28 protein-coding genes are annotated in these 21,165 nt (G+C 67.4%); 13 read left to right on the top strand and 15 right to left on the bottom strand.

Translation table 11 applies throughout. From position 1 onward, the window contains the following. Positions 1–70 precede the first annotated feature (70 nt). Entirely contained in the window at positions 71–367 is a 297-nt protein-coding gene (locus ACETPF_RS13165) for a hypothetical protein (RefSeq protein WP_373934958.1), read from the top strand. Between the two features lie 121 nt (positions 368–488). Here ACETPF_RS13165 and ACETPF_RS13160 read toward each other — a convergent pair whose 3' ends face one another. From ACETPF_RS13160 to ACETPF_RS13140, 5 genes are read right to left on the bottom strand one after another with little or no spacing between them, the layout of a single operon-like run. After that, complete coding sequence (locus tag ACETPF_RS13160; protein WP_373934957.1) at positions 489–1,622, bottom strand: GNAT family N-acetyltransferase; 1,134 nt, start codon at positions 1,620–1,622, stop codon at positions 489–491. Then, complete coding sequence (locus tag ACETPF_RS13155; RefSeq protein ID WP_373934956.1) at positions 1,615–2,340, bottom strand: glycerophosphodiester phosphodiesterase family protein; 726 nt, start codon at positions 2,338–2,340, stop codon at positions 1,615–1,617. The genes ACETPF_RS13160 and ACETPF_RS13155 overlap by 8 nt, the downstream gene beginning before the upstream one ends. Then, positions 2,321–2,785 (bottom strand): RidA family protein, encoded by a 465-nt coding sequence (locus ACETPF_RS13150; RefSeq protein ID WP_373934955.1) that lies wholly within the window; start codon positions 2,783–2,785, stop codon positions 2,321–2,323. Before ACETPF_RS13150 ends, ACETPF_RS13155 begins: the two co-directional genes overlap by 20 nt. Then, the gene (locus tag ACETPF_RS13145; protein ID WP_373934954.1) at positions 2,782–3,438 is read right to left on the bottom strand and encodes an HAD family hydrolase; all 657 of its coding nucleotides are present in this window, start codon (positions 3,436–3,438) and stop codon (positions 2,782–2,784) included. The genes ACETPF_RS13150 and ACETPF_RS13145 overlap by 4 nt, the downstream gene beginning before the upstream one ends. After that, positions 3,435–3,722 carry a DUF3572 domain-containing protein gene (locus tag ACETPF_RS13140; protein ID WP_373934953.1) on the bottom strand — a complete coding sequence of 96 codons (288 nt, stop codon included), beginning with the start codon at positions 3,720–3,722 and terminating at the stop codon, positions 3,435–3,437. The genes ACETPF_RS13145 and ACETPF_RS13140 overlap by 4 nt, the downstream gene beginning before the upstream one ends. A 65-nt stretch (positions 3,723–3,787) precedes the next feature. On the opposite strand from ACETPF_RS13140, the gene ACETPF_RS13135 reads away from it, so the two are divergent. Then, positions 3,788–4,150, top strand: coding sequence for a response regulator (locus ACETPF_RS13135; RefSeq protein WP_373934952.1), 363 nt, complete (start codon positions 3,788–3,790; stop codon positions 4,148–4,150). Between the two features lie 102 nt (positions 4,151–4,252). On the opposite strand, the gene rpmG is transcribed toward ACETPF_RS13135, so the two are convergent. Continuing rightward, positions 4,253–4,420, bottom strand: a complete 168-nt coding sequence (gene rpmG / locus ACETPF_RS13130; protein ID WP_021226203.1) for a 50S ribosomal protein L33 — start codon at positions 4,418–4,420, stop codon at positions 4,253–4,255. A gap of 188 nt (positions 4,421–4,608) precedes the next feature. On the opposite strand from rpmG, the gene ACETPF_RS13125 reads away from it, so the two are divergent. The 3 genes from ACETPF_RS13125 (at position 4,609) to ACETPF_RS13115 (ending at position 6,109) form a co-directional block, all read left to right on the top strand. Continuing rightward, positions 4,609–4,929: a hypothetical protein gene (locus ACETPF_RS13125; protein ID WP_373934951.1), complete on the top strand. Its 321-nt coding sequence runs from the start codon at positions 4,609–4,611 to the stop codon at positions 4,927–4,929. Between the two features lie 12 nt (positions 4,930–4,941). Next, entirely contained in the window at positions 4,942–5,508 is a 567-nt protein-coding gene (locus tag ACETPF_RS13120) for a TMEM165/GDT1 family protein (protein WP_373934950.1), read from the top strand. A 109-nt stretch (positions 5,509–5,617) separates the two neighbouring features. Continuing rightward, complete coding sequence (locus tag ACETPF_RS13115; protein WP_373934949.1) at positions 5,618–6,109, top strand: Dps family protein; 492 nt, start codon at positions 5,618–5,620, stop codon at positions 6,107–6,109. Positions 6,110–6,178: 69 nt separating this feature from the next. On the opposite strand, the gene ACETPF_RS13110 is transcribed toward ACETPF_RS13115, so the two are convergent. The 5 genes from ACETPF_RS13110 to ACETPF_RS13090 all read right to left on the bottom strand — a co-directional run bounded on the left by ACETPF_RS13110 (position 6,179) and on the right by ACETPF_RS13090 (position 10,642). Further along, positions 6,179–6,649 carry a GreA/GreB family elongation factor gene (locus ACETPF_RS13110; RefSeq protein WP_373934948.1) on the bottom strand — a complete coding sequence of 157 codons (471 nt, stop codon included), beginning with the start codon at positions 6,647–6,649 and terminating at the stop codon, positions 6,179–6,181. Next, entirely contained in the window at positions 6,646–8,478 is a 1,833-nt protein-coding gene (cobT, locus tag ACETPF_RS13105; protein ID WP_373934947.1) for a cobaltochelatase subunit CobT, read from the bottom strand. The genes ACETPF_RS13110 and cobT overlap by 4 nt, the downstream gene beginning before the upstream one ends. Next, positions 8,475–8,897, bottom strand: a complete 423-nt coding sequence (locus ACETPF_RS13100) for an OsmC family protein (protein ID WP_373934945.1) — start codon at positions 8,895–8,897, stop codon at positions 8,475–8,477. The genes cobT and ACETPF_RS13100 overlap by 4 nt, the downstream gene beginning before the upstream one ends. Further along, positions 8,897–9,904, bottom strand: a complete 1,008-nt coding sequence (gene cobS / locus ACETPF_RS13095) for a cobaltochelatase subunit CobS (RefSeq protein WP_373934944.1) — start codon at positions 9,902–9,904, stop codon at positions 8,897–8,899. Before cobS ends, ACETPF_RS13100 begins: the two co-directional genes overlap by 1 nt. Positions 9,905–10,024: 120 nt before the next feature. Then, positions 10,025–10,642: a DnaJ domain-containing protein gene (locus ACETPF_RS13090; protein ID WP_373934943.1), complete on the bottom strand. Its 618-nt coding sequence runs from the start codon at positions 10,640–10,642 to the stop codon at positions 10,025–10,027. Between the two features lie 44 nt (positions 10,643–10,686). On the opposite strand from ACETPF_RS13090, the gene ACETPF_RS13085 reads away from it, so the two are divergent. Together ACETPF_RS13085 and ACETPF_RS13080 are read left to right on the top strand one after the other, a co-directional pair. Further along, the gene (locus ACETPF_RS13085; protein ID WP_373934942.1) at positions 10,687–10,974 is read left to right on the top strand and encodes a BolA family protein; all 288 of its coding nucleotides are present in this window, start codon (positions 10,687–10,689) and stop codon (positions 10,972–10,974) included. Between the two features lie 93 nt (positions 10,975–11,067). Next, a complete protein-coding gene (locus ACETPF_RS13080) occupies positions 11,068–11,973 on the top strand; it encodes a pirin family protein (protein WP_373934941.1) in 906 nt (301 codons plus the stop codon). A 3-nt stretch (positions 11,974–11,976) separates the two neighbouring features. Here the strand turns inward: ACETPF_RS13080 and ACETPF_RS13075 are convergent, their stop codons facing one another. Then, entirely contained in the window at positions 11,977–12,801 is an 825-nt protein-coding gene (locus tag ACETPF_RS13075; RefSeq protein WP_373934940.1) for a zinc-ribbon domain-containing protein, read from the bottom strand. Positions 12,802–12,969: 168 nt separating this feature from the next. Between ACETPF_RS13075 and ftsE the strand changes: the two genes are divergently transcribed. From ftsE to ACETPF_RS13055, 4 genes are read left to right on the top strand one after another with little or no spacing between them, the layout of a single operon-like run. Then, the gene (gene ftsE, locus ACETPF_RS13070) at positions 12,970–13,680 is read left to right on the top strand and encodes a cell division ATP-binding protein FtsE (protein WP_373934939.1); all 711 of its coding nucleotides are present in this window, start codon (positions 12,970–12,972) and stop codon (positions 13,678–13,680) included. Next, complete coding sequence (locus ACETPF_RS13065) at positions 13,680–14,585, top strand: cell division protein FtsX (protein ID WP_373934938.1); 906 nt, start codon at positions 13,680–13,682, stop codon at positions 14,583–14,585. The genes ftsE and ACETPF_RS13065 overlap by 1 nt, the downstream gene beginning before the upstream one ends. Continuing rightward, complete coding sequence (locus ACETPF_RS13060; RefSeq protein ID WP_373934937.1) at positions 14,582–15,112, top strand: YdcF family protein; 531 nt, start codon at positions 14,582–14,584, stop codon at positions 15,110–15,112. The genes ACETPF_RS13065 and ACETPF_RS13060 overlap by 4 nt, the downstream gene beginning before the upstream one ends. Positions 15,113–15,115: 3 nt before the next feature. Beyond that, positions 15,116–15,814, top strand: a complete 699-nt coding sequence (locus ACETPF_RS13055; protein WP_373934936.1) for a lysophospholipid acyltransferase family protein — start codon at positions 15,116–15,118, stop codon at positions 15,812–15,814. On the opposite strand, the gene ACETPF_RS13050 is transcribed toward ACETPF_RS13055, so the two are convergent. From ACETPF_RS13050 to ACETPF_RS13040, 3 genes are all read right to left on the bottom strand, one after another. Further along, a complete protein-coding gene (locus ACETPF_RS13050; RefSeq protein WP_373934935.1) occupies positions 15,806–16,711 on the bottom strand; it encodes a prephenate/arogenate dehydrogenase family protein in 906 nt (301 codons plus the stop codon). The genes ACETPF_RS13055 and ACETPF_RS13050 overlap by 9 nt on opposite strands. Positions 16,712–16,716: 5 nt before the next feature. Beyond that, positions 16,717–17,826, bottom strand: a complete 1,110-nt coding sequence (gene hisC / locus ACETPF_RS13045) for a histidinol-phosphate transaminase (RefSeq protein WP_373934934.1) — start codon at positions 17,824–17,826, stop codon at positions 16,717–16,719. Positions 17,827–18,298: 472 nt separating this feature from the next. Beyond that, positions 18,299–19,249, bottom strand: coding sequence for a 2-hydroxyacid dehydrogenase (locus ACETPF_RS13040; RefSeq protein ID WP_373934933.1), 951 nt, complete (start codon positions 19,247–19,249; stop codon positions 18,299–18,301). 107 nt (positions 19,250–19,356) lie between these two features. Between ACETPF_RS13040 and metX the strand changes: the two genes are divergently transcribed. Together metX and metW are read left to right on the top strand one after the other, a co-directional pair. Further along, positions 19,357–20,493, top strand: coding sequence for a homoserine O-acetyltransferase MetX (metX, locus tag ACETPF_RS13035; RefSeq protein ID WP_373934932.1), 1,137 nt, complete (start codon positions 19,357–19,359; stop codon positions 20,491–20,493). Beyond that, positions 20,490–21,083 carry a methionine biosynthesis protein MetW gene (gene metW, locus ACETPF_RS13030; protein WP_373934931.1) on the top strand — a complete coding sequence of 198 codons (594 nt, stop codon included), beginning with the start codon at positions 20,490–20,492 and terminating at the stop codon, positions 21,081–21,083. The genes metX and metW overlap by 4 nt, the downstream gene beginning before the upstream one ends. The last annotated feature ends 82 nt before the right edge of the window (positions 21,084–21,165 follow it).

The raw sequence follows: 21,165 nt of genomic DNA, 5'->3' as shown, positions 1-21,165 counted from the left end.
CCCGGTCCAACCTGCATTCCGTGGAAAAGGGGGTCCAGATCCATTGCTTTAGGGAACAGGGGAACATGTCATGGGCAACAGCATCAAGAGCGCGCAATTTCTGATGGAGGCCCGCCTGTCGCGGGCGGCATATGGGTCTGCGGAAGACTGTTTCGACCTGGGAGTCGCCTTCAGCTGCGGCACCGGCGGTCTGCCGATCGATCTCGTCGAAGCGCATAAATGGTTCAACCTCGCCGCGTCGCGCGGCAGCGAAGCAGGTCAGACCATGCGCGCCGAGATCGCCGAGGAAATGACCGCCCGCGAGATCGCCGAAGCCCAGCGCCAGGCCCGCGCCGTCATCGCCTCCACCCAGATGCGCGCCGCTTGATCTCAGACCACTGAAGCTTCCCTCCGTCTCCCGGACCTGATCCGGGATTTCGCTCTCTTGGCGGAGGCAGACGAAGCGGGATTCCGGGTCGAGCCCGGGATGACGATATAGTGAGCTTGCCCTAACCGCCCTTCCTGAAGGGCGTCCGCTCCTTCAGCCACAGCCGGTCCTGCTGCACGCCCGCGCGCTCGCGCTCCAGAAATTCGGCGACGGCATTACGGAAACTCGGGTGCGGAATATAATGCGCCGACCAGGTCGGCTCGGGCGCATAGCCGCGCGCCAGCTTGTGCCCGCCCTGCGCCCCGGCCTCGACACGGGCCAGCCTGCGCGCGATGGCGACGTCGATCGCCTGATAATAGCATAGCTCGAAATGCAGGTTGGGCACGTCCTCGACACACCCCCAGTAGCGGCCGTAGAGCGCGTCGCCGCCGATCAGGTTCAGCGCCCCCGCGATCGCCCGCCCGTCGCGCAGCGCCAGCATCAGCAGCACCTTGTCCGCCATCATCTCGCCGAGCAGCGAGAAGAAGGCGCGGGTCAGATAAGGCCGCCCCCATTTGCGCGCGCCGGTATCCTGATAGAATTCCCAGAATATGTCCCAATGCGCTTCGGTCAGGTCGCCGCCGGTCAGATGGACGATCTCCAGCCCCTCGACCGCGCGCCGCCGTTCCTTGCGGATATTCTTGCGCTTCTCGCTCGACAGGTCGCCCAGGAAATCCTCGAAGCTGCCATAGCCGCGATTGGTCCAGTGGAACTGGCTGTCCTCGCGAATCAGCCAGCCCGCCGCCTCGAACAAGGGCACCTGTTCGGGCGCGATGAAGGTCGCGTGCGCGGACGACAGCCCGTTGCGCTCGACCAGCGTCTCGATCCCCGCGATCAGCGCGGGGGCTTGGGCCGGATCGCGCAGCAGCAGGCGGGGGCCGGGCACCGGGGATAAAGGCGCGGCGACCTGGATCTTGGGATAATATCGCCCGCCGGCCCGCGCCCAGGCGTCGGCCCAGCCATGGTCGAACACATATTCGCCCTGGCTGTGGCTCTTGCCATAGGCGGGCGCGGCGGCGGCGATGCGGCCGTCCGGCCCGTCGATGACGATGGGCAGGGGCTGCCAGCCGCTATCGCCGCCGACACTGCCCGATCGCTCCAGCGCGACAAGAAAGTCCCATGAAATGAATGGGTTAGATGTTCCGGCGCAGGCGTCCCATTCCGCCTTCGGCAGGTCCGCCACCCCTTGCCCGATCCGCGCCACCACGTCAGCCATGGGGCATCTCGTGGATGATCTGGTCGGCATGGGCGGCCGCCCGCGCCCGCTCCGCCTCGCTCCGCACCGTCCATGTCAGCACGGGCATGCCCCTCCGACGAGCGCGGGCGGACAGGCGGGATGGCAGGTCGCATATGTCACAGGCCAGAAAATCGGGTCTCGCGATCCAAAGCGCAAGCCTTCTCTCGATCGCCCCGCGCAACCACCCCTTGCCGCGGCGGGATAGAATTACGCCAAACAACTGTCCAACTCGCTGTACAGATCCGTGCCTCACGGCCCACGGATTGAACGACATGACCGCGATCGGCGCGCCGTCCCACCCCGCCAGATCGGCCGCCACCGCACGGCACAACGGCCCGACATTCGTCCCCCGCGCCTTCATCTCTATGAGCAGCGGCACCCGCCCATCGCACAGCGCCAGCAGCGCCGACAGCCGAGGGATCGGACCGCCATCGGGCAATCGGATGCCATCCAGCACCGCCGCATCCAGCGCCTCGACCGCCCCCTCCCGGCCGGTCATCCGGCCAAGGTCCGCGTCATGAAACACGAAGGCGACCCCGTCCCGGCTCGCCCGCACATCGCATTCGATGCCCTGGCCCGCCGCGATCGCCGCCGCGAACGCCGCCATGCCGTTTTCGCTGACGCCCGCCCCATGCAGCCCTCGATGGGCGAAGGGCCGCGCGGTCAGCCAGTCCGCCTCAGGCTTTGGGGCGGACAAGCACCACCGCATCGATCTCGACCACCGCGCCCAGCGGCAGCGCGGGCACGCCCACCGCGCTGCGGGCGTGGCGGCCGGCCTCGCCGAAGACCTCGACCATCAACTCGGACGCGCCATTGGCGACCTTGGGCTGGTCGGTAAAGCCCGGCGCGCTGGTGACGAAGGCGCCCAGCTTCACGATCCGCTCGACCCGGTCGAGGCTGCCCAGCGCGGCCTTCATCTGCGCGATCAGATTGAGCCCGCACACCCGCGCGGCGGCGACCCCGTAATCGAGGTCGCGATCCTCGCCCAGCCGCCCGGTCATCAGGCCGTCGGGCGCAAGCGCGATCTGCCCGCTGATGTGCAGCAGGCCGTTGACCTCGACCGTCGGCACATAGGCGGCGACGGGCGCGGCGGGCTGGGGCAGGGTGATGCCGAGTTCGGCGAGGCGGGCGTCTATGCTCATGCGATGGCTCCATCGGTTGCAGGCATGTCGTCGGGGGCCGGCCCTTGTGCCAGCCGGTCCATGATCCACTGCTCCGCCGCCGCCCAATTGTCGATGCGGGCATGGGCGAAGGGCGCGGGCGAGGTGTGGGCGGCGATCTCGGGCTCGCCCACCAGATGCAGCCGCCATACGCCCGGCGCATGGGTGGCGACGCTGTGGTGATGCTCGGCGAGGTCGTCGATGAAGAGCGCGACGCTCGGGGCACGCTCCGCCACGATGGCGGCGAGCGGCCGGCCCTTGCCGCCCTGGTTCCAGTGGACGGGCAGGGTCAGGCCATGCGATGCGAGCTGCCGGGCGCGGGGCTCCCGGTGCCGCTCGGTGATGTTGGTCAGCACCTCAATATCGGCGACTGCCGAAAGGCGATGCAGCGCCTCGATTGCGCCGGCGATCGGCGTCTGGCGGTGCATTTCCGTCTCGAAAAAGCCGAGCAGCAATTCCCACACCAGCGCGCGTTCCACCGGTATCCCACTGTCCTTGTGGCGCAGCGCCTCGGCAAAGCCGCGCTCGCGCATGTCGAAATGCACGTCATGCGCCTCGTCCAGCCATTGGCGGAACGGCACGACCATGTGCAGCAGCACCTCGTCGCAATCGGTGATGATGAGGGGACGGGTCAACGGCTCAGCCTTTCCTGCGCGGCGATCAGCGCTGCCGGCGTCGTGCCGATCGCCTCGGCGCAGGCAATCAGGTCCGGCTCATGATCGGCCAGGAAGGCGAGAACGGCGGCCAGGATCGCGGGATTGCCCACCCCCGCCCGCAGCGCGTCGGCGTCCAGCCCCGTCAGCGCCAGCAGCCGGTCGGCCCGCGCCCCATCGCTCAGCGTCCAGCCCAGCGCCATCAGCGCCAGCGTCATGCCATCGTCGTCGCCATCCGGCTTGCCATTCGGGGTCTCGGGGCGCATGATCGGGTCTCGGGGCAGGGGCGGCCGGACGGCGCGCCGATGGTTTCTTCTGGTGCGGGTGACTGGTGGCAAAGCGCGTGCTCGTTGTCGAGGACAACGAACTCAACCTCAAACTTTTTTGCGACCTGCTGCGCGCCCACGGCCATGAGGTGCTGGCCTGTCGCGACGGGCGCGACGTGCTGGGCCAGGCGCGGGAGTTCCTGCCCGATCTCGTCATCACCGACATCCACCTGCCCCATGTGAGCGGCCTCGACCTCATCGTCTCGCTGAAGGCCGACGAACGGCTGCGCACGGTCCCGATCATGGCGGTCACCGCCTATGCGGGCCAAGGCGACGAGGAACGCATACGCGCCGCCGGGGCGCAGGCCTATGTGTCGAAGCCCATCTCCGTCCTCCGCTTCGTCGAGCAGGTGAACGCGCTGCTTTGACCGGCTTTCCGGCGAACGGCAAAAGGCCCGCTCCCTCATCGGGCGCGGGCCTTTTGCATGGCGGCGATCGATCAGACGCGCGGGCGGTTAGCCCGCATCGGCTTACTTGATCTTGGCTTCCTTAAATTCGACATGCTTGCGCGCGACCGGGTCATATTTCCGGAAGCTCAGCTTCTCGGTCTTGGTGCGCGGATTCTTCTTGGTGACGTAGAAGAAGCCAGTGTCAGCCGAGCTGACGAGACGGATCTTGACGGTTGCCGGCTTGGCCATGGCCCTATTCCCTGGTCTTTGAACTGCGAAAAAAGAAGAGCGGCCCAACCCGGACCGCCCCGTTTCAGCCGCCGCCCATGGGCCAGATTCGCCGCGCTGTCAAGGCGAAGCGCGCCACCGGGCAGGCTTTACGCGCCCTTAACCCTCGCCGGCCTACGATCGGGGCTTCCGGGGATGGAGGCTTTCCCATGCGACATGACCCAAGGCTGGCGATATTGGCGGACCTGCTGCGCCGCGTCGACGGGCTTGCCGGGGAGCGGGGCCATGTCTCCGTAGTGCGCCTCCATGACGAGGTCGACCAGATCCGGCACATCGCCCGCGCCTTCCGGCTGGACGATGTCGAGGGGCTGGCCGGCACGCTCGAATCGGCGCTGTCGCTCTACGGCCTGGGCGCGGTCGTCCTCTCTTATCTCGATCGGATGCGCGACGCGATCGCCGCCGACATGCCCGCCGCCTCGATCCTGCCCATGGTCCCGCGTTCGGCTCCGGTCGCTTCGCTGCGCGCCTGATCGGGCGCAGCCGTGGACGCTCTGCTGATCGCGCTGCTGGGCTGCCTGCTGGGCGAGGTCGGCGACAAAAGCCAGCTTCTCGTGATGGCCCTTGCCGCCCGCTATCAGCGCGACGGCGCGATCATTGCCGGGATCATCGTCGCCGCCCTGGCCAACGCGGCCATCTCCGCCGTCGCCGGCGCCTGGATCGGGCCTATGATGGGGTCGGACGCGCGGCTGCTGTTCATGGCGCTTTCCATCCTGTTTCTGGGCGCGGGCCTGCTCTGGCGCGTCTCTCCGCCCGACACGCTCGACGGCTGGCCGACCGGCGCGTTCCTTACCACCGCGCTCGGCCTCTTCATCCTGGGCTTTGGCGACGGGCCGCAATTTTTGATCCTGGGTATCGCCACCCGCACCGCCGATCCGATGCTGGCGGGCATAGGCGGCGCGATCGGCGTCATCGTCGCGCTGGTGCCCGTCGTGCTGCTGCGGCAGCAAATGCTCGCCACGCTGCCGATCCGCGCGATCCGCTGGGGCAGCGGCACCCTCATGCTGCTCGCGGGCGCCATCATGGCGCTCAGCGCGACCGGGCTGGTCTGATCGATAGTCTGCATCAGCCTGATCGCTAAATCGCGGCAAAAAATCCGGCACCTATTGCGGCCAGGATCGTTATATGTGCGAAACCAGTTTGCGCAAACCGGAGGACAGTATGACCGCGCCCGATCTCAAGACGCCTACCGACCTCAAGAGCAACCAGACCAGGACTGTAGCCGAGGCGCTGAATGGCGCGCTGGCCGACAGCTATGCGCTGTATCTCAAGACCAAGAATTTCCACTGGCACGTTTCCGGCCCTCATTTCCGCGACTATCACCTGATGTTCGACGAGCAGGCGGCTGAAATCCTCGCCACCACCGACCTCATCGCCGAACGCGTCCGCAAGACCGGCAACACCACGTTGCGCTCGATCGGCGACATTGCCCGGCATCAGACCGTCAAGGACAACGACGCCGATTTCGTCAGCCCCGCCGACATGCTGAAGGAACTGCGCGACGACAATCTCGCGCTGGTCGAAACCTTCCGCGCGGTGAAGGCCGCCGCCACCGAAGCCGGCGACAATGCGACCGAAGGCATCGTCGACGACTGGACCGACCAGGCCGAACAGCGCGCCTGGTTCCTGTTCGAAGCCGCGCGCGGGGCCTGACGCAGCACCTCCGTTCGGTTCGAGCCTGTCGAGAACGGCTCTCGACCGACCCGAACCGAACGAGGCCGGTCAGTCTTCCTTGATTAGGGCAATCCCGACGATCTCGACCGCCTCGACCTTCCCGCCAAAATCGACCCGCTCGCCGACTTCCGCATCCATTATCGCGCGAGCGAGCGGCGAGGTGAAGCTGATCCGCCCTTCATTGGGGTCTGCCTCGTCGTCGCCGACGAGAGTCACGGCCTTCTGCTTCCCGTTCAGCTGGTAGGTTACCCGCGTCCCGAAGGCGACCGCCTCACCATCCGGTGTGGGCCGCAATTCCGCCGTGGCCAGCCGCGTCCGCCAGTATCGCAGCAGCCGCCTGTGCTTCTTCGCGGCCTCGTCGTCCATGACAGGTGTGTCGATCGCCTCCAGCGTCTCAACCGTCTCCCGCGTCAGCCGCAAACCCCGCGCCGTCACCCAGTTGGGACCGGGCGGGATCGGCAACTCAAACTTGGGCTCCATATGCTCATCGTCGCTCTCGCGACGAAAGGCGACGCTCATTTCACATCCTCATCGAACAGCCCGGCCAGCTGCTCGACCATCGTGCCGCCCAGTTGCTCCGCATCCATGATGGTGACGGCGCGACGATAATAGCGGGTCACGTCATGACCGATGCCGATCGCGACGAGCTGCACCGGGGATCGGTTCTCGATCCACTCGATCACCTGCCGCAGATGCCGCTCCAGATAGGTGCCGCTGTTGACCGAGAGCGTCGAGTCGTCCACCGGCGCGCCGTCCGAGATGACCATCAGGATTCGCCGCTCCTCCGGCCGCGCGATCAGTCGGGCGTGCGCCCACAGCAGCGCCTCGCCGTCGATATTCTCCTTGAGCAGCCCCTCGCGCATCATGAGGCCGAGATTCTTGCGCGCCCGCCGCCACGGATCATCCGCCTTCTTGTAGATGATATGGCGCAGGTCGTTCAGCCGTCCCGGCATCGGCGGTCGTCCGGCGGCAAGCCATTCCTCGCGCGCTTGACCGCCCTTCCACGCGCGCGTGGTAAAGCCCAATATCTCGGTCTTGACCCCGCAGCGCTCCAGCGTGCGCGCCATGATGTCGGCGCTGATCGCCGCGATGCTGATCGGCCGCCCGCGCATCGAGCCCGAATTGTCGATCAGCAGCGTGACGACCGTATCGCGGAACTCGGTGTCCCGCTCGATCTTGTAAGACAGCGATCGCGTCGGGTCGATCACGATCCGCGCCAGCCGCGCGGCATCGAGCAGCCCTTCCTCCTGATCGAAGTCCCAGGATCGCGACTGCTGCGCCATCAACCGGCGCTGAAGGCGGTTGGCGAGCTTTGTCACCGCGCCCTGGAGGCTGACGAGTTGCTGGTCGAGGAAACCGCGCAGCCGCGCCAGCTCATCTTCGTCGCACAGTTCCTCGGGGCTCACGACCTCGTCGAACTTGGTCGTATAAGCCTTGTAATCGAAACCGGGCGGCAGGTCGGACATGGGGCGATTGGGGCGGACCGGCATCATGCCCTCCTCGCCCATATCGTCCGCGCCCTCTTCGCTGTCGGTGTCGAACTCGTCGCTATAGTCGGTTTCGCCGTCCTCGGTGTCGCCGCCCTTATCCTCGGCGCGCGCCTCGGCGTTCATGTCGCTGTCGCCGGCCTCCTCTTGACCGGACTCGCCTTCCTCCTGCTGCTCCTCCTGATCCTCGCCCTCGTCCTCGCTCTCCGGCTCCTCGGTGTCGGGCGGGACATCGGCGTCGATCAGCGCCAAATGCTCCAGCATCGCGGTGGTCAGCTTCTGGAAGGCGCGCTGGTCGTCGATGGCGAGCATCAGCGAGTCGAGATCGCCGCCCGCCTTGTCCTCGATCCACTGATCGACCATCGCGACCCCGGCCGCCGCCTCCTTGGGGATCGCCTGCCCCGTCAGCCGCTCACGGACCTTCAATGCCAGCGCCGTAGATAGAGGCACCTCGTCGGCGGCGCGCGCGCGCCGGATCGCGTCGGACTTCAACCGCAGGTCGAGCGCGTGGTTGAGGTTCGCGCGCACCCCCGCCATGGACCGTGACCCGATCGCCTCCACCCGCGCCTGCTCGACCGCGTCGAACACCGCGCGCGCCACCGCCACTCCCGGCGCGGACGCGGCATGGACCTTGGCATTATGATGCCGCAGCTTCAGCGCCGAAGCATCGGCGAACCCTCGCGCCAGCGCCACCTGATCGGCGGGCAGGGCGCGGCCCGGCGTCGGCACCTTGATCGCCTTGCCGGCGGCGTGCGGCGTGTCGGCGGTGAAGCCCACTTCCACCTCCGCGTCGCGCGTCATCGCGCGCGCCGCACCGGACAGCACATCCTTGAAAGCATCGAGGGGCGAGCGTTCGGTCACCGCCCCTCCGGGTCCGCGACGCGCGGCACGGCGATCGTCTCGATCTGCGTCTCCACCTCGCTCATCAGCTTGTGCACCGGGCATTTGGCGGCGACGGCGATCAGCTTGTCGTGCTGCTCGTCGGTCAGCGGCCCGCCGATCGCGATGCGGGTGGTAAGGCGATAGATGCCCTTGCGCTCCTCGCTGGCGTCGCGGATCACGCCGACATGGATGTCCTCGACCGGAATGCCGTTGCGCTGCGCATACCAGAGCATCGTCATAGCCTTGCACGCACCCAGCGCGGAATCGTAGAGATCGTGCGGGTCCGCCCCGGCGTCTCCGCCATCGGGCGCGGACATGTCCGCCACGATCTCGTGCCCCCGGATGCTGATCCGGTGCGCCGTCCCGCCTGCCGGGTCAATGCGCTCGACGACGATCATCAGTTCGCCCGGCTCGCCACGCTTTCCGGCAAGTCCTTTCCGAACACGCGCTGGTAATATTCCGCGACCAGCGCGCGCTCCGCCTCGTCGCACTTGTTGAGGAAGGACAGGCGGAAGGCGAAGCCGACATTCTTGAAGATCAGCGCATTCTGCGCCCAGCTGATGACGGTGCGGGGCGACATGACGGTAGAAATGTCGCCATTGACGAAGCCCTGCCGCGTCAGCTCGGCGACCTTGATCATGTTCTCGACTTCCTTGCGGCCGCCCTCATGGTCGTACTCGCCAGACTTCGCCAGCACCACCTGCGCCTCGGTCGCGGCGGGGAGATAGTTCAGGGCGACGACGAGGTTCCAGCGGTCCATCTGGCCCTGGTTGATCTGCTGCGTACCGTGATAAAGGCCGGTCGTGTCGCCCAGGCCCACCGTGTTGGCGGTGGCGAACAGGCGGAAATGCGGATTGGGGCGGATCACCCGGTTCTGGTCGAGCAGCGTCATCTTGCCGTCGGTTTCCAGCACGCGCTGGATCACGAACATGACGTCGGGTCGGCCGGCGTCATATTCGTCGAAGACGAGGGCAACCGGGCGCTGGAGCGACCAGGGCAGAAGCCCTTCGCGGAACTCGGTCACCTGCTGCCCGTCCTTGAGCACGATGGCGTCGCGGCCGACCAGATCGATGCGGCTGATATGCGCGTCCAGGTTGATGCGGATGCACGGCCATTTCAGGCGGGCAGCGACCTGCTCGATATGGCTCGACTTGCCGGTGCCGTGATAGCCCTGCACCATCACGCGCCGGTTGAACGCAAAGCCGGCCAGAATGGCGAGCGTGGTGTCGGGATCGAACACATAGGCGGGGTCGAGGTCCGGCACCCGCTCATCGGCCTGGGAAAAGGCCGGGATCTTCATGTCGACGTCGACGCCGAACACCTCGCGCGCGTCCACCTCGCGGTCGGGCGCGTCGAGCAGCGTGTCGGCGCGGGCGTCGGGCTGGACGTTGGAAATGTCGGTCATCGGCACATCATCTTTCTGCGATTTTCATGGCCCCTAACCCAAAGATTCGGGCCATGTCGATAGAGTGGAGCCTGACACGCACGGGATCAAGCCGCCCGTTGGGACGAAGTGGCCTGCCGTTCAGGCGAAGGCCGCCGCCTTGCGGAGGTGACCATAAGCCTCGATCACATCCTGCAACGCGCCCTCATGGCTGCGGTCGCCGCCATTATGATCGGGGTGATAGCGGCGCAGCAGTTCGGTATAGCGGGTCCGCAGCGCCTTGCGGTCGGCATCGATGGTAAGGCCCATGACGGCGAGTTGCTTGCGGTCCTCGCCCGACAGGAACTTCCCGTCCTGCCGCATCTGGTTCGCCTCGCGCGCCTTCGCCACCCGCTCGCGGAACTTGGCGCCAATGGCGTCGAGGGGGTCTTGGAAGTCGGACCATTTAGGCGGCGGGCTCGTGGCGTTGGAGGAGAAGGCGCGCGTCTCCCGTTCCCACCCGGCATAGGGGCGCTGGGCGGCGGCGATCTCGTCGGGGCTCATCCCGGTGAAGAAATTATAGCCCTGGTTGAATTCGCGCACATGATCCAGGCAGAGCCAGCGCCAGCGCGGTCCTTCCTGATGGGAAGGGCCGCCTTCCAGCGGCGGGGCGCGGAATTCGCCCGGCTCGGGGCAGCCCTCCACCGCGCAGGGGCGGTCGCTTTCCACGCGGCCATGGAAACGGTTGAAGCGACGGGTCGAAAAAGGGTCAGTGGACAAGACGGGCCTGATGCAAGGGACGGTACAGCGCCTATATAGGGGACATGAGCACCGACCTCAAAGGCCCCGTGGCCACCGAAATCGAAGCGCGCCTGCGCGCCGCCCTGTCGCCCGACCAGCTCGCCGTCATCAACGACAGCGAAAGGCATCGCGGCCATGCCGGCCATGACGGATCGGGCGAAAGCCACTTCACCGTGGATATCGTCTCCAGCCATTTCATCGGCCAGAGCCGCGTCGCGCGGCAACGGATGGTGAATGGCGCGCTCGCCGACCTGCTGCGCGAGCAGGTCCACGCCCTCGCCATCAAGGCGCGGGCGCCCGGCGAGGGGTGAAGGCTTGCGGCCCGACACGAATTGCAGAACGATCTGACCAGCGACCGGCGGCTGCCCGTCGCCCAACAGACATGATCCCGAACTGGACGCGCCATGACCCTCGACGACCTCATTCTTCAGACCGTCACGCCCACCAGCCACAATCTCGGCGATTTCCGGGTGCATCGATCGCTTCCGGTGAAGGGCCGCACCATGGTCGGCCCCTTCATCTTCTTCGATCAGGCAGGGCCAGCGCAGATCGGGCCGGGGCAGGGGATCGACGTGCGCCCGCACCCGCATATCAACCTCGCCACCGTCACCTATATGTATGAAGGCGCGTTCGTGCACCGGGACTCGCTCGGCACGCAGCAGCTGATCGAGCCGGGCGCGGTCAATCTGATGACCGCCGGCAAAGGCATCGTCCATTCGGAACGCTCGCCCGACGAAGACCGGGTGAAGGCGTCCAAGCTCTCGGCGATCCAGACGTGGCTCGCCCTGCCCGACGCCATCGAGGAGATGGACCCTGCCTTCGAGCATGTCGCGGCCGACGCGCTGCCGGTGATCGACGATGGCGGCGCGCGCGCGCGGGTCATCATGGGGTCGCTCTGGGGCGAGGCATCGCCGGTCACGACCTATGCCCATACCATCTACGCCGATATCCAACTGGCTCCCGGTGGCCGCATCGCCATCGACGCCTCGGCGGACGAGCGCGCGCTCTACGTATCGGGCGGCGACGCCATGCTGGACGGGCTGATGCTGACCCCGCAGACGCTCTACGTCCTGCGCCCCGGCACGTCGGCGACGCTGTCGAGCCTGGACGGCGGGCGGATCGTGCTGTGCGGCGGCGAAGCCTTCGCCTCGCCTCGCCATGTCTGGTGGAACTTCGTCTCCTCCCGCCCCGACCGGCTGATGCAGGCGCGCGAGGATTGGGATGCGCTGCGCTTTCCCCTGATTCCCGGCGACGATCAGGAATTTATCCCGATCCCGCAGGGCCGGCCCAAGACCGTCAGCTACCCCTGACGCCTACTGGACAAAGGTCAGCGAGAGATTTTCGGCGTTTCGGGGAATGTCGATACGGCTCTCGTTGATCGACGCTTCCTCGCCCGGCTTAAGACGATTCTTGTCGGCCTTCGTCGTCCAGCTGAACACCAGCCGGTTCTGCCGGTCGCGCAGCTGCACAAGCACCGGGGGCACCGACAGAGCCTGCGATCCGCTATTCACGATGCGCGCACCGAAGGCGAAATATTCCTCGCCCGTCGGCAGCTTGCGGCGTTCGGCCGGCTTGGAAAGGTAGAAGAGCAGGTCGGGATCGCCCTCTTCCGGCACGATCCCCATCGCCACCATCCAGTTCGGCGCCCCGAAATAATAAAGCGCGCCGCCCGTCGCCGCGACGATCAGGCAGAAGGCCGCCGCCGCATAGGTCCATAGCTTGAGCGGATTGCGGCGCGGCTTCGTGGCTGGAGGCGGGGCATAATCGCTCTCTTCTACCTCGCTCGCAGGCGCACCGGCATAGATGTCGTCGAACCGGTTGTGGCCCGAAGCGGCGGCAGGCGGCGCTTCCGGTTCGGCAACTGGCGCGGTTGCAGGCGGTTCGACGGTGGGCGCGCTGATCGGCGCAGGAGCCGTGGCGACAGGCTCGACCGGTTGGGGAGGCGGCGGCGCAACCGGCTGTTCGGCGGTGATAGTCGCAATTGCCGGCGCGGCAGCGACCTCGCGCGGCGGCAGGATTGCCGGTTCCTGGAACCAACTGTGCCGACAGGCGGCGCAGCGCACCTGGCGACCATGTTGGCCTACGGCGCTGTCCGGGACGACATAGCGCGTCGCGCAGTTTGGGCACACCAGGATCATGACGCTTCATAGGCACGGCATGGACTCGCGCGCAAGCGGCAACAATCGTCCCTGCGACCGCCTGCGACTCGCGGGATCGCGCCGCTTGGGCTTTACGGCGGCACGCCGCCTGTGCCATGGCTGGAGGATCGGGGATGCAGGGAGCGCGGAGGCGCCATTTTCCAACCTATGTCGGCCATCGTCCAGTTCGAAAATGTCGGCCTGCGCTATGGTCTGGACAGCGAGACTCTCTCGGACGTCAGCTTCTCGCTGGCGGGCGGCGGCTTTTATTTCCTGACCGGCGCGTCGGGCGCGGGCAAGACCTCGCTGCTGAAGCTCCTCTATCTCGCCCAGCGCCCAAGCCGGGGCGTGATCCGTCTGTTCGGCGAGGATGTCGTTACGCTCCCCCGCAAACGGCTTCCGGGCTTCCGCCGCCGTATCGGCGTCGTGTTCCAGGATTTCCGGTTGGTGCCGCACCTGTCCGCCTATGACAATATCGCACTGCCGCTGCGGGTCGCAGGCATACAGGAGGGCGAGATCGACGCGCCGGTCGCCGAAATGCTCGACTGGGTGGGGCTGGGCGACCGTGGCCAGGCGCGCCCCGCGACCCTGTCGGGCGGGGAGCAGCAGCGGGTCGCCATCGCCCGCGCGGTTATCGGCCGTCCCGAGATACTTGTGGCTGACGAACCGACCGGCAACGTCGACGCTGACATGGCAAAGCGCCTTATGACCCTGTTCGAGGCGCTCAATCGTCTGGGCACCACCATCGTCGTCGCCACCCATGACCTGCCGCTGATCGGCCAGGTCAAGGGCGCGCAGATGATGCGGCTGGACAAGGGCCGGCTCGCCGATCCCACCGGATCGCTGCGCTTCCCGCCACGACCGCAGGAACGGTCCTGATGGCCGACCGCATCGATCGCAAGGCGGCGGGCGCAGCGCGCAACCGGCTGCTGCCGGGCGGGCGCTTCGCCGGGCCGATGCCATGGATCATCGCGATCATGATGTTCCTGACGGTGCTGGCGGCGGCAGCGGGGCTGGGCCTGGGCGCGGCGGTCCGGTCGATGAGCGCCGACCTGGCGGGGCGGGCAAGCGTGCAGGTGGTGGAGGCAGATGCGGAGGCGCGGGCGCGGCTGGCGGCCGAGGCTCTGACGCTGCTGCGCCGGACGGATGGCGTGAGCGCGGCGGTGCCGGTCGATCCCGCCGCGCTCGCGGAGCAGTTGCGCCCGTGGCTGGGCGACGCCGCGACCAATGGCGACCTGCCAGTTCCGGTGCTGATCGACGTGGCGCTGACGCCCGGTGAAACCGACGCGAAGCTTGCACGCATCGGGGTTGCGTTCGCGCGTCTTTCGCCCAGGCTGCGGGTCGAACCGCATGCGGCCTTCCTCCTGCCGCTCGCCGGATTGCTGACGGCGCTCGGCTGGCTCGCTGCGGCAGTGGTGGCGATGATGGCGCTGGCGACCGGCGCGGTGGTAGTGCTGGCGGCGCGCGGCGCGCATGACAGCCATCGCGGCACGATCGAGGTGCTGCACCTGATGGGATCGACCGACGTGCAGATCGCCCGGTTGTTCCAGCGCCGCATCGGCCTCGATGCGCTCGCGGGGGCAGCGCTGGGCTTCGCCTTTGCGGTGCTGGTCATCCTGCTTATCGGGCTGCGGCTCTCGGCCGCCGGATCGGATATGCTGGGCGCTGTCAGCCTCGACGGGCGCGGCTGGGCGCTGCTGGCTCTGCTGCCGGTGCTGGGCGTGCTGCTCGCCACGCTGACGGCGCGCTGGACGGTGCTGCGGGCGTTGGGACGGGCGCTGTGATCGTCCGCCTTGCCGCCGTGACGATGCTCGCCTGGCTGGCGGGCTTCGTCTGGTTTGCGGTGTTCCTGCCGCAGCCGCTCGAGGGGCGGCCGACCGATGCCATCGTCGTGCTGACCGGCGGGGCGGGGCGGATCGACCGGGGCATCGCGCTGCTGGAGCAGGGCGCGGCCAAGCGAATGCTGATATCCGGGGTCGATCGCTCGGTCCGGCCGGTTGAGCTGGCGGCGCAATATAAGGCACCGGAGCGGCTGTTCGCCTGCTGCATCACCCTGGGGCGGGAAGCGATCGACACCCGGTCCAATGCGCTGGAGACGACACGCTGGCTGGAGCGGCGGGACTATAAGACCGTGCGCCTCATCACCACCGACTGGCACATGCGCCGCGCCGCGCTGGAATTGCAACAGGCGCTGCCGGGGCGGGTGAGCATCGTCTATGACGCGGTGCCCAGCCGGCCCAGCCTGACGATGCTGTTGCGGGAATATAATAAATATCTGCTGCGGCGGATCGCGGCGCTGATCGGGGTTTAAGCCTTGGTGACGGCCCTTCGATCTTTGCTCTTCATGCTCGTCTTCTACAGCGCCAGCCTGTTGTTCGTGCTGTGGGCGCTGGTAGTAGCCTGGGTCGTCCCGAGCGCCGTCCAGGATGTGGCGATGGGCTGGAGCCGGTTTCATCGCGCCTGCGCGCATATCATCCTGAGCCAGCGGGTGGTGGTGGAGGGGGAACTGCCGCAGGGCCCCTATCTCTACATCCTCAAGCATGAATCGATGTTCGAGACGATCGACCTGCTCTGCCTGCTCGACCGGCCGGCGATCGGGGCGAAGCGGGAATTGCTCGACATTCCGCTCTGGGGCCGGATCGCCCGGCTCTACGGCCTTATCCCCATCGAGCGCAGCGCCGGGGCGTCGGCGCTGCGGGCGCTCAGGGCAGCGGCCAGGGCGGCGACGGCGCAGGGGCGGCCCGTCTGCCTTTTTCCCGAAGGCACTCGCGTGCCCCATGGCGAATGCCCGCCGCTCAAGTCCGGGTTCGCCGGGCTCTATGGCCTGCTCGGCCTGCCGGTCGTACCCGTGGCAGTCGACAGCGGGCGGGTCTCGCCGCGCGGCCGGTTCCTGAAGCGCGCCGGCACCATCACCTACAAGGTCGGCGAGACGATCCCGCCGGGCCTCGACCGCAAACTCGCCGAGACGAAGGTCCATGCTGCGATCAACGCGCTGAACCGCTCCTCAATGTGACCTGCCGAAGTCGGGCTTCGCGTCGTCCTGCCCCTGTTCGATGATCGAGCGGCGGATGGCGCGGGTGCGGGTGAAGAGCGAGAAGAGCGCGTCGCCGTCATTCCAGCGGATCGCCCGCTGGAGCGCCGACAAATCTTCCGAAAAGCGCTGGAGCATGTCGAGCACCGCGTCCTTGTTCGCCAGGAACACGTCGCGCCACATGGTCGGGTCGGACGCGGCGATGCGGGTGAAGTCGCGAAAGCCGCCGGCCGAATATTTGATGACCTCGGACTGGGTGACGTTTTCCAAGTCGCTCGCCGTGCCGACGATCGTATAGGCGATGAGATGGGGCAGGTGGCTGGTTACTGCCAGCACCAGGTCGTGATGCGCGGGGTCCATCATGTCGACCTGCGCGCCCAGGCGGCGCCACAGTTCGGCGATGCGCTCCACGGCGGCGGGGTCCGCGCCTTCGGGCGGGGTCACGATCGACCAGCGGCCCTTGAACAGCGAGGCGAAGCCGGCTTCCGGCCCGCTATTCTCCGTACCCGCAACCGGATGCGCGGGGATGATCGTGCGACCGGGCAGCGCGGCGTTCAGCTGCGCCAGCACGTCCACCTTGCAGGAACCGACATCACTGACGATCGCGTCGGCCGGCAGGTCGTCGGCGATCTCCGCTGCCGCCGCGCCCATGGCGCGGACGGGGACGCACAGGATGACGAGGTCGGCGTCGGTGACAGATGCGCCGGCTGTGTCGGTAATGTCGTCGCAAAGGTCGATGCGACGCGCCGTTTCCCGCACCGCCGGGTCGGCGTCATGCCCTGTAACGCGCACGGTCGGCATCTCCGCCCGGATGGCGCGGCAGAGCGAGGAGCCGATGAGGCCGAGGCCGATGATGGTGATGCGGGCGAAGGGCAGCATCGCGTTCAGGCCGCCTCCGCCATGGCGCGCAGCTTGGCGGCGACGGCGCGGGTCTGTTCTTCGGTGCCGATGGTGATGCGAAGGCCGTTGGGCAGCCCCTGGCCCGGCAGCCAGCGGGTGGCGAAACCTTCGTCCCAGAGGCCTTTCATAGCGGCTTCGGCGGTCAGGCTGCCATCGAACAGGATCAGCAGGAAGTTGGTACGGCTGGGCACGGCGCGCAGGCCGTGATTGGAAAGGGACGCGACTTCGCCCGCCAGCCATTCGCGCCACTGGGCATTGTGGCTGCGGCTTTGGTCGACCCAATCGGTGTCGGCGATGGCGGCGATCGCCGCCGCCTGGCCCGCCGTCGTCACATTGAAGGGCGCGCGGATGCGGTGGAGAATGTCGATCACGTCGGCCGATGCATAGCCCCAGCCGATCCGTTCGGCGGCAAGGCCGTAGATTTTCGAGAAGGTGCGGGTGACAAAGACGTTGGGGGCGTTTTTGGCGAGGTCGAGCCCGCCGTCATCCTCGTCCGCGTCCAGATATTCGGCGTAGGCCTGGTCGAGGACGAACAGGATGTCGGGACGCAGGCCCGCATGCAGCCGGGCGATCTCCTCCCGGCTGGACATGGTGCCGGTGGGGTTGTTCGGGTTTGCGAGGAAGACGACCTTGGTGCGCTCCGTCACGGCGGCCAGAAGCGCGTCCACGTCCGTCGCATAGTCGCGGTCGGGCGCGATCACCGGCGTCGCGCCCACGCGCCGGGCAGCGATGTCGTACACCGAAAAGCCATAGCGGACGTAGAGGACTTCATCGCCCGGCCCGGCATAGGCGCTGGCGGCAAGGTGCAGCAGTTCGTCCGATCCGGCGCCGTAGATGATCCGTGCCGGATCGAGCCCGTAATGCGCGCCGACCGCCTCGCGCAGCTTCGTGGCGGACGGATCGGGATAGGTCGCCATGTCGGCGGTCGCCGCGAGGAAGGCGGCGCGCGCCGCTTCGCCGGTGCCGAGCGGATTTTCATTGGCGCTGAGCTTGATGAGCGGACGGCCGTCATCGGCGGCGGACTTGCCCGGCACATAGGCGTGGATGCCGAGAATCCAGTCCTTGGGCAATGGTTTTGCGAGCGTTTCTGTCATGGCGCGGGCTTTAGCGGGTTCGGACGGAAAGGCAAAGCCAGGGCGAGCGGGCGATCTCCTACGAAGTTCACACCGTAGCGGGGCTTTTTGGGCCGAAAGCGCCTGCGACGCGCTTGCGACGCGTCTGCTAAGCGTCACGGGCCCGGGGCGAGGCAAAAAGGAGATGCTGGTTCATGGGGGAGGATAGGCCAGAGGAAATCCAATTAGGAAAGGGTTTTCTGGCGCGTTTGATAGTTCGCGCAGAGGCGCAGAGATTGCTCACGCGGAGGCGCGGAGGCGCGGAGAAGAAAATGAATGGGAGGAGCCGCCTTTGGCGGCAATATGTTCTCTCTGCGCCCTTTGCGCCTCTGCGCGAACAAGCAAGGCTGACCGCGGCCGGGCGGCGCTTCTCTCCACGTCTCCGCGCCTCCGCGTGAACAAACAGAAGCGGGATGCCGGCTCATGGGCCAGCATGACGGTAGGGGCCCTTGCCCTACACCACCGGGGTCAGCAGCGGCTTGTCGGCGAACCAGGCGTCGAGGTTGGCGAGGACGAGGTCGGCCATGGCTTTGCGCGTGTGGCGGGTGGCGCTGCCCTGGTGGGGCTGGAGGACGACATGGTCCATGGCGAGCAGGGCTTGCGGCACATGGGGCTCGTTGGCGAACACGTCGAGGCCCGCGCCGGCGATGCGTCCCTCGCCCAACGCCGCGACCAGCGCACCCTCGTCAATGACACTGCCCCGACTGATGTTGACGATCACCCCTTCCGGCCCGAGCGCGTCGAGCATGGCGGCGTCGACCAGTTGCGCCGCTTCCGGCCCGCCCGAGGTCGCAACCATAAGGACGTCGCACTGGCGCGCGAAGTCGAGGCGGTCGGGGACATAGCGGTAGGGCGCGTCGGCGGCTTCGCGGCGGTTGTGGTAGAGGATTTCGCCGGCGACCGGCTCCAGCCGCCTGGCGATCGCGCGGCCGATGCGGCCCAAGCCCAATATGCCGATCCGCGCGCCGGTGACACGGCCGGAAAGGGCGGGGGACTGGCCCTGCGCCCAGGCGCCCGACCGCACCATCCGGTCGTTCGCCGCGATGTTGCGGACGGTCGCGTAGAGCAGTCCGACGGCGAGGTCAGCGGTGTCGTCGGTCAGCACGTCGGGGGTATTGGTGAGGCGGATGCCCTTCGCGCGGGCATGATCGATATCGACCCTGTCATAGCCGACCGAGAAGAGCGCGATGAGTTGCAACGCGGGGAGCGCGTCCATGATGGCGGCCGACGCGCCGACCGATCCGAAGCTGACGAGCGCGCGCGACCGCCGGGCCTCCTCGCAGAGTGTGGCGGGGTCCGCATCGGCGGGCAGGCGGTGCAGGGTGAAGCGGCGGGCAAGCTCCGCTTCCAGATAAAGGTTGAGATGGCCGTAGGCGAGGACGGGGGGCGGAGGCGTGGAGGTCATGGGCCGGCTGTAGCCGCTTGTCCGCCGCTGGGCCAGATTGGGAGCCGGGCAGATTGACAGGGGGGCAGATTGACAGGCGGGCGCGCCGGTCCTAGCCCCGCGCGATCATGGCGAGCCTCCCATCCAGCGACGACAGCCGCTTCGGCCTGCGCCGGCAGGCGCGCCTTACCGGGCCGATCGCGCTTTCGAGCGGGGCGAGCCTCGGCCCCGTGGACATCGCCTATGAAACCTATGGCGCGATGAATGCGGACGGCTCCAACGCCATCCTGATCTGCCATGCGCTGACCGGCGATCAATATGTCGCATCCGATCATCCGGTGACCGGCAAGCCCGGCTGGTGGTGGCGGATGGTGGGGGAGGGCAAGCCGGTCGATCCGGCGCGGCACTTCATCATCTGCGCCAACGTCATCGGCAGCTGCATGGGATCGTCGGGCCCTGCGAGCATCGATCCTGCGACCGGCGAGCCGTTCGCGATGCGCTTTCCCGTGCTGACCATCGCCGACATGGTGCGGGCGCAGGCGGCTTTGCTCGATCATCTGGGGGTGAGCGGCCTTGCGGCGGTGATCGGCGGATCGATGGGGGGGATGCAGGCGCTGACCTGGCCGACGCTGTTCCCCGATCGCGTCGAGCGATGCGTCGTGATCGCTTCGACCGCGCGGCACAGCGCGCAGAATATCGCTTTCCACGAAGTCGGGCGGCAGGCGATCATGGCCGATCCGCTGTGGCGCGGCGGGGATTATTATGCCGACGGGCAGGCGCCGGTCGCGGGCCTGGCGGTCGCGCGGATGGCGGCGCACATCACCTATCTGTCGGAAGCCGGCCTCACCGAGAAATTCGGGCGGCGGTTGCAGGGGCGCGAGGCCAAGACCTTCGGCTTCGATGCGGATTTCCAGGTCGAGAGCTATCTGCGGCATCAGGGGCTGAGCTTCACCGACCGGTTCGATGCGAACTCCTATCTCTATATCACCCGGGCGATGGACTATTATGACATCGCCGAGGATCATGGCGGGAGCCTCGCAAGTGCTTTTGCCGGAACGAAAGCGCGCTTCTGCCTGGTGAGCTTCGATACCGACTGGCTCTATCCCACGGCGGAGTCGCGGATCATCGTCCATGCGCTCAATGCCAGCGGGGCGCAGGCGAGCTTCGTCGAACTGTCGAGCCCGTTCGGGCATGACGCCTTCCTGCTGGAATCGCCGGAGCTCAATCGGGTAGTGGACGGCTTCCTGCGCGGCGGGCGGGCGTGAGGGAGGCGTTGCGCCCCGACCTGGCGCTGATCGCGCGGACGGTGCGGCCGGGTGCGCGGGTGCTGGATGTCGGGTGCGGCGACGGGGCGCTGATGGCGGCGCTGCGGGACAATGCGGGCGCTGATGCACGGGGCCTTGAGATCGACGGGTCGAACGTTGCCGCCGCCGTGGCGCGGGGGCTGTCGGTGGTGCAGGGCGACGCCGACACCGACCTTGGCTATTATCCCGACGCCAGCTTCGACTATGCGATCCTGAGCCAGACGCTTCAAACGACGCGGCGGCCCGATCTGGTGGTGGAGGAATTGCTGCGAATCGGCCGTCAGGCGTTCGTGTCCTTTCCCAATTTCGCGCACTGGCGCGGGCGGCTGTCGCTGCTGTGGGGCGGGCGGATGCCGGTGACGCGGCTGCTGCCTGACACATGGTATGACACGCTCAACATCCATCATGTGACGGTCGATGATTTCCGCGCGCTGGTGAAGGAGCGCGGGTGGCATATCGACGGGCAGTGGTTCCTTAAAGGGGACCGCGAAACCACCCATGCGAACGCCAACCTGTTCGCCGAACATGCGGTGTTCCTGCTGCGGAAATAACGGGCCCGACGGCGGCGATGCCCATTGGCGGTGCGGACGATCCGCATTGGCAATCAGGATGGTGCGGTCAGGACGCGCGATA

Origin of the sequence: Sphingobium agrisoli, from assembly GCF_041877245.1 — a bacterium.
Taxonomy (GTDB): Bacteria; Pseudomonadota; Alphaproteobacteria; order Sphingomonadales; family Sphingomonadaceae; genus Sphingobium.
This window is presented reverse-complemented; position numbering and strand designations above follow the sequence as displayed.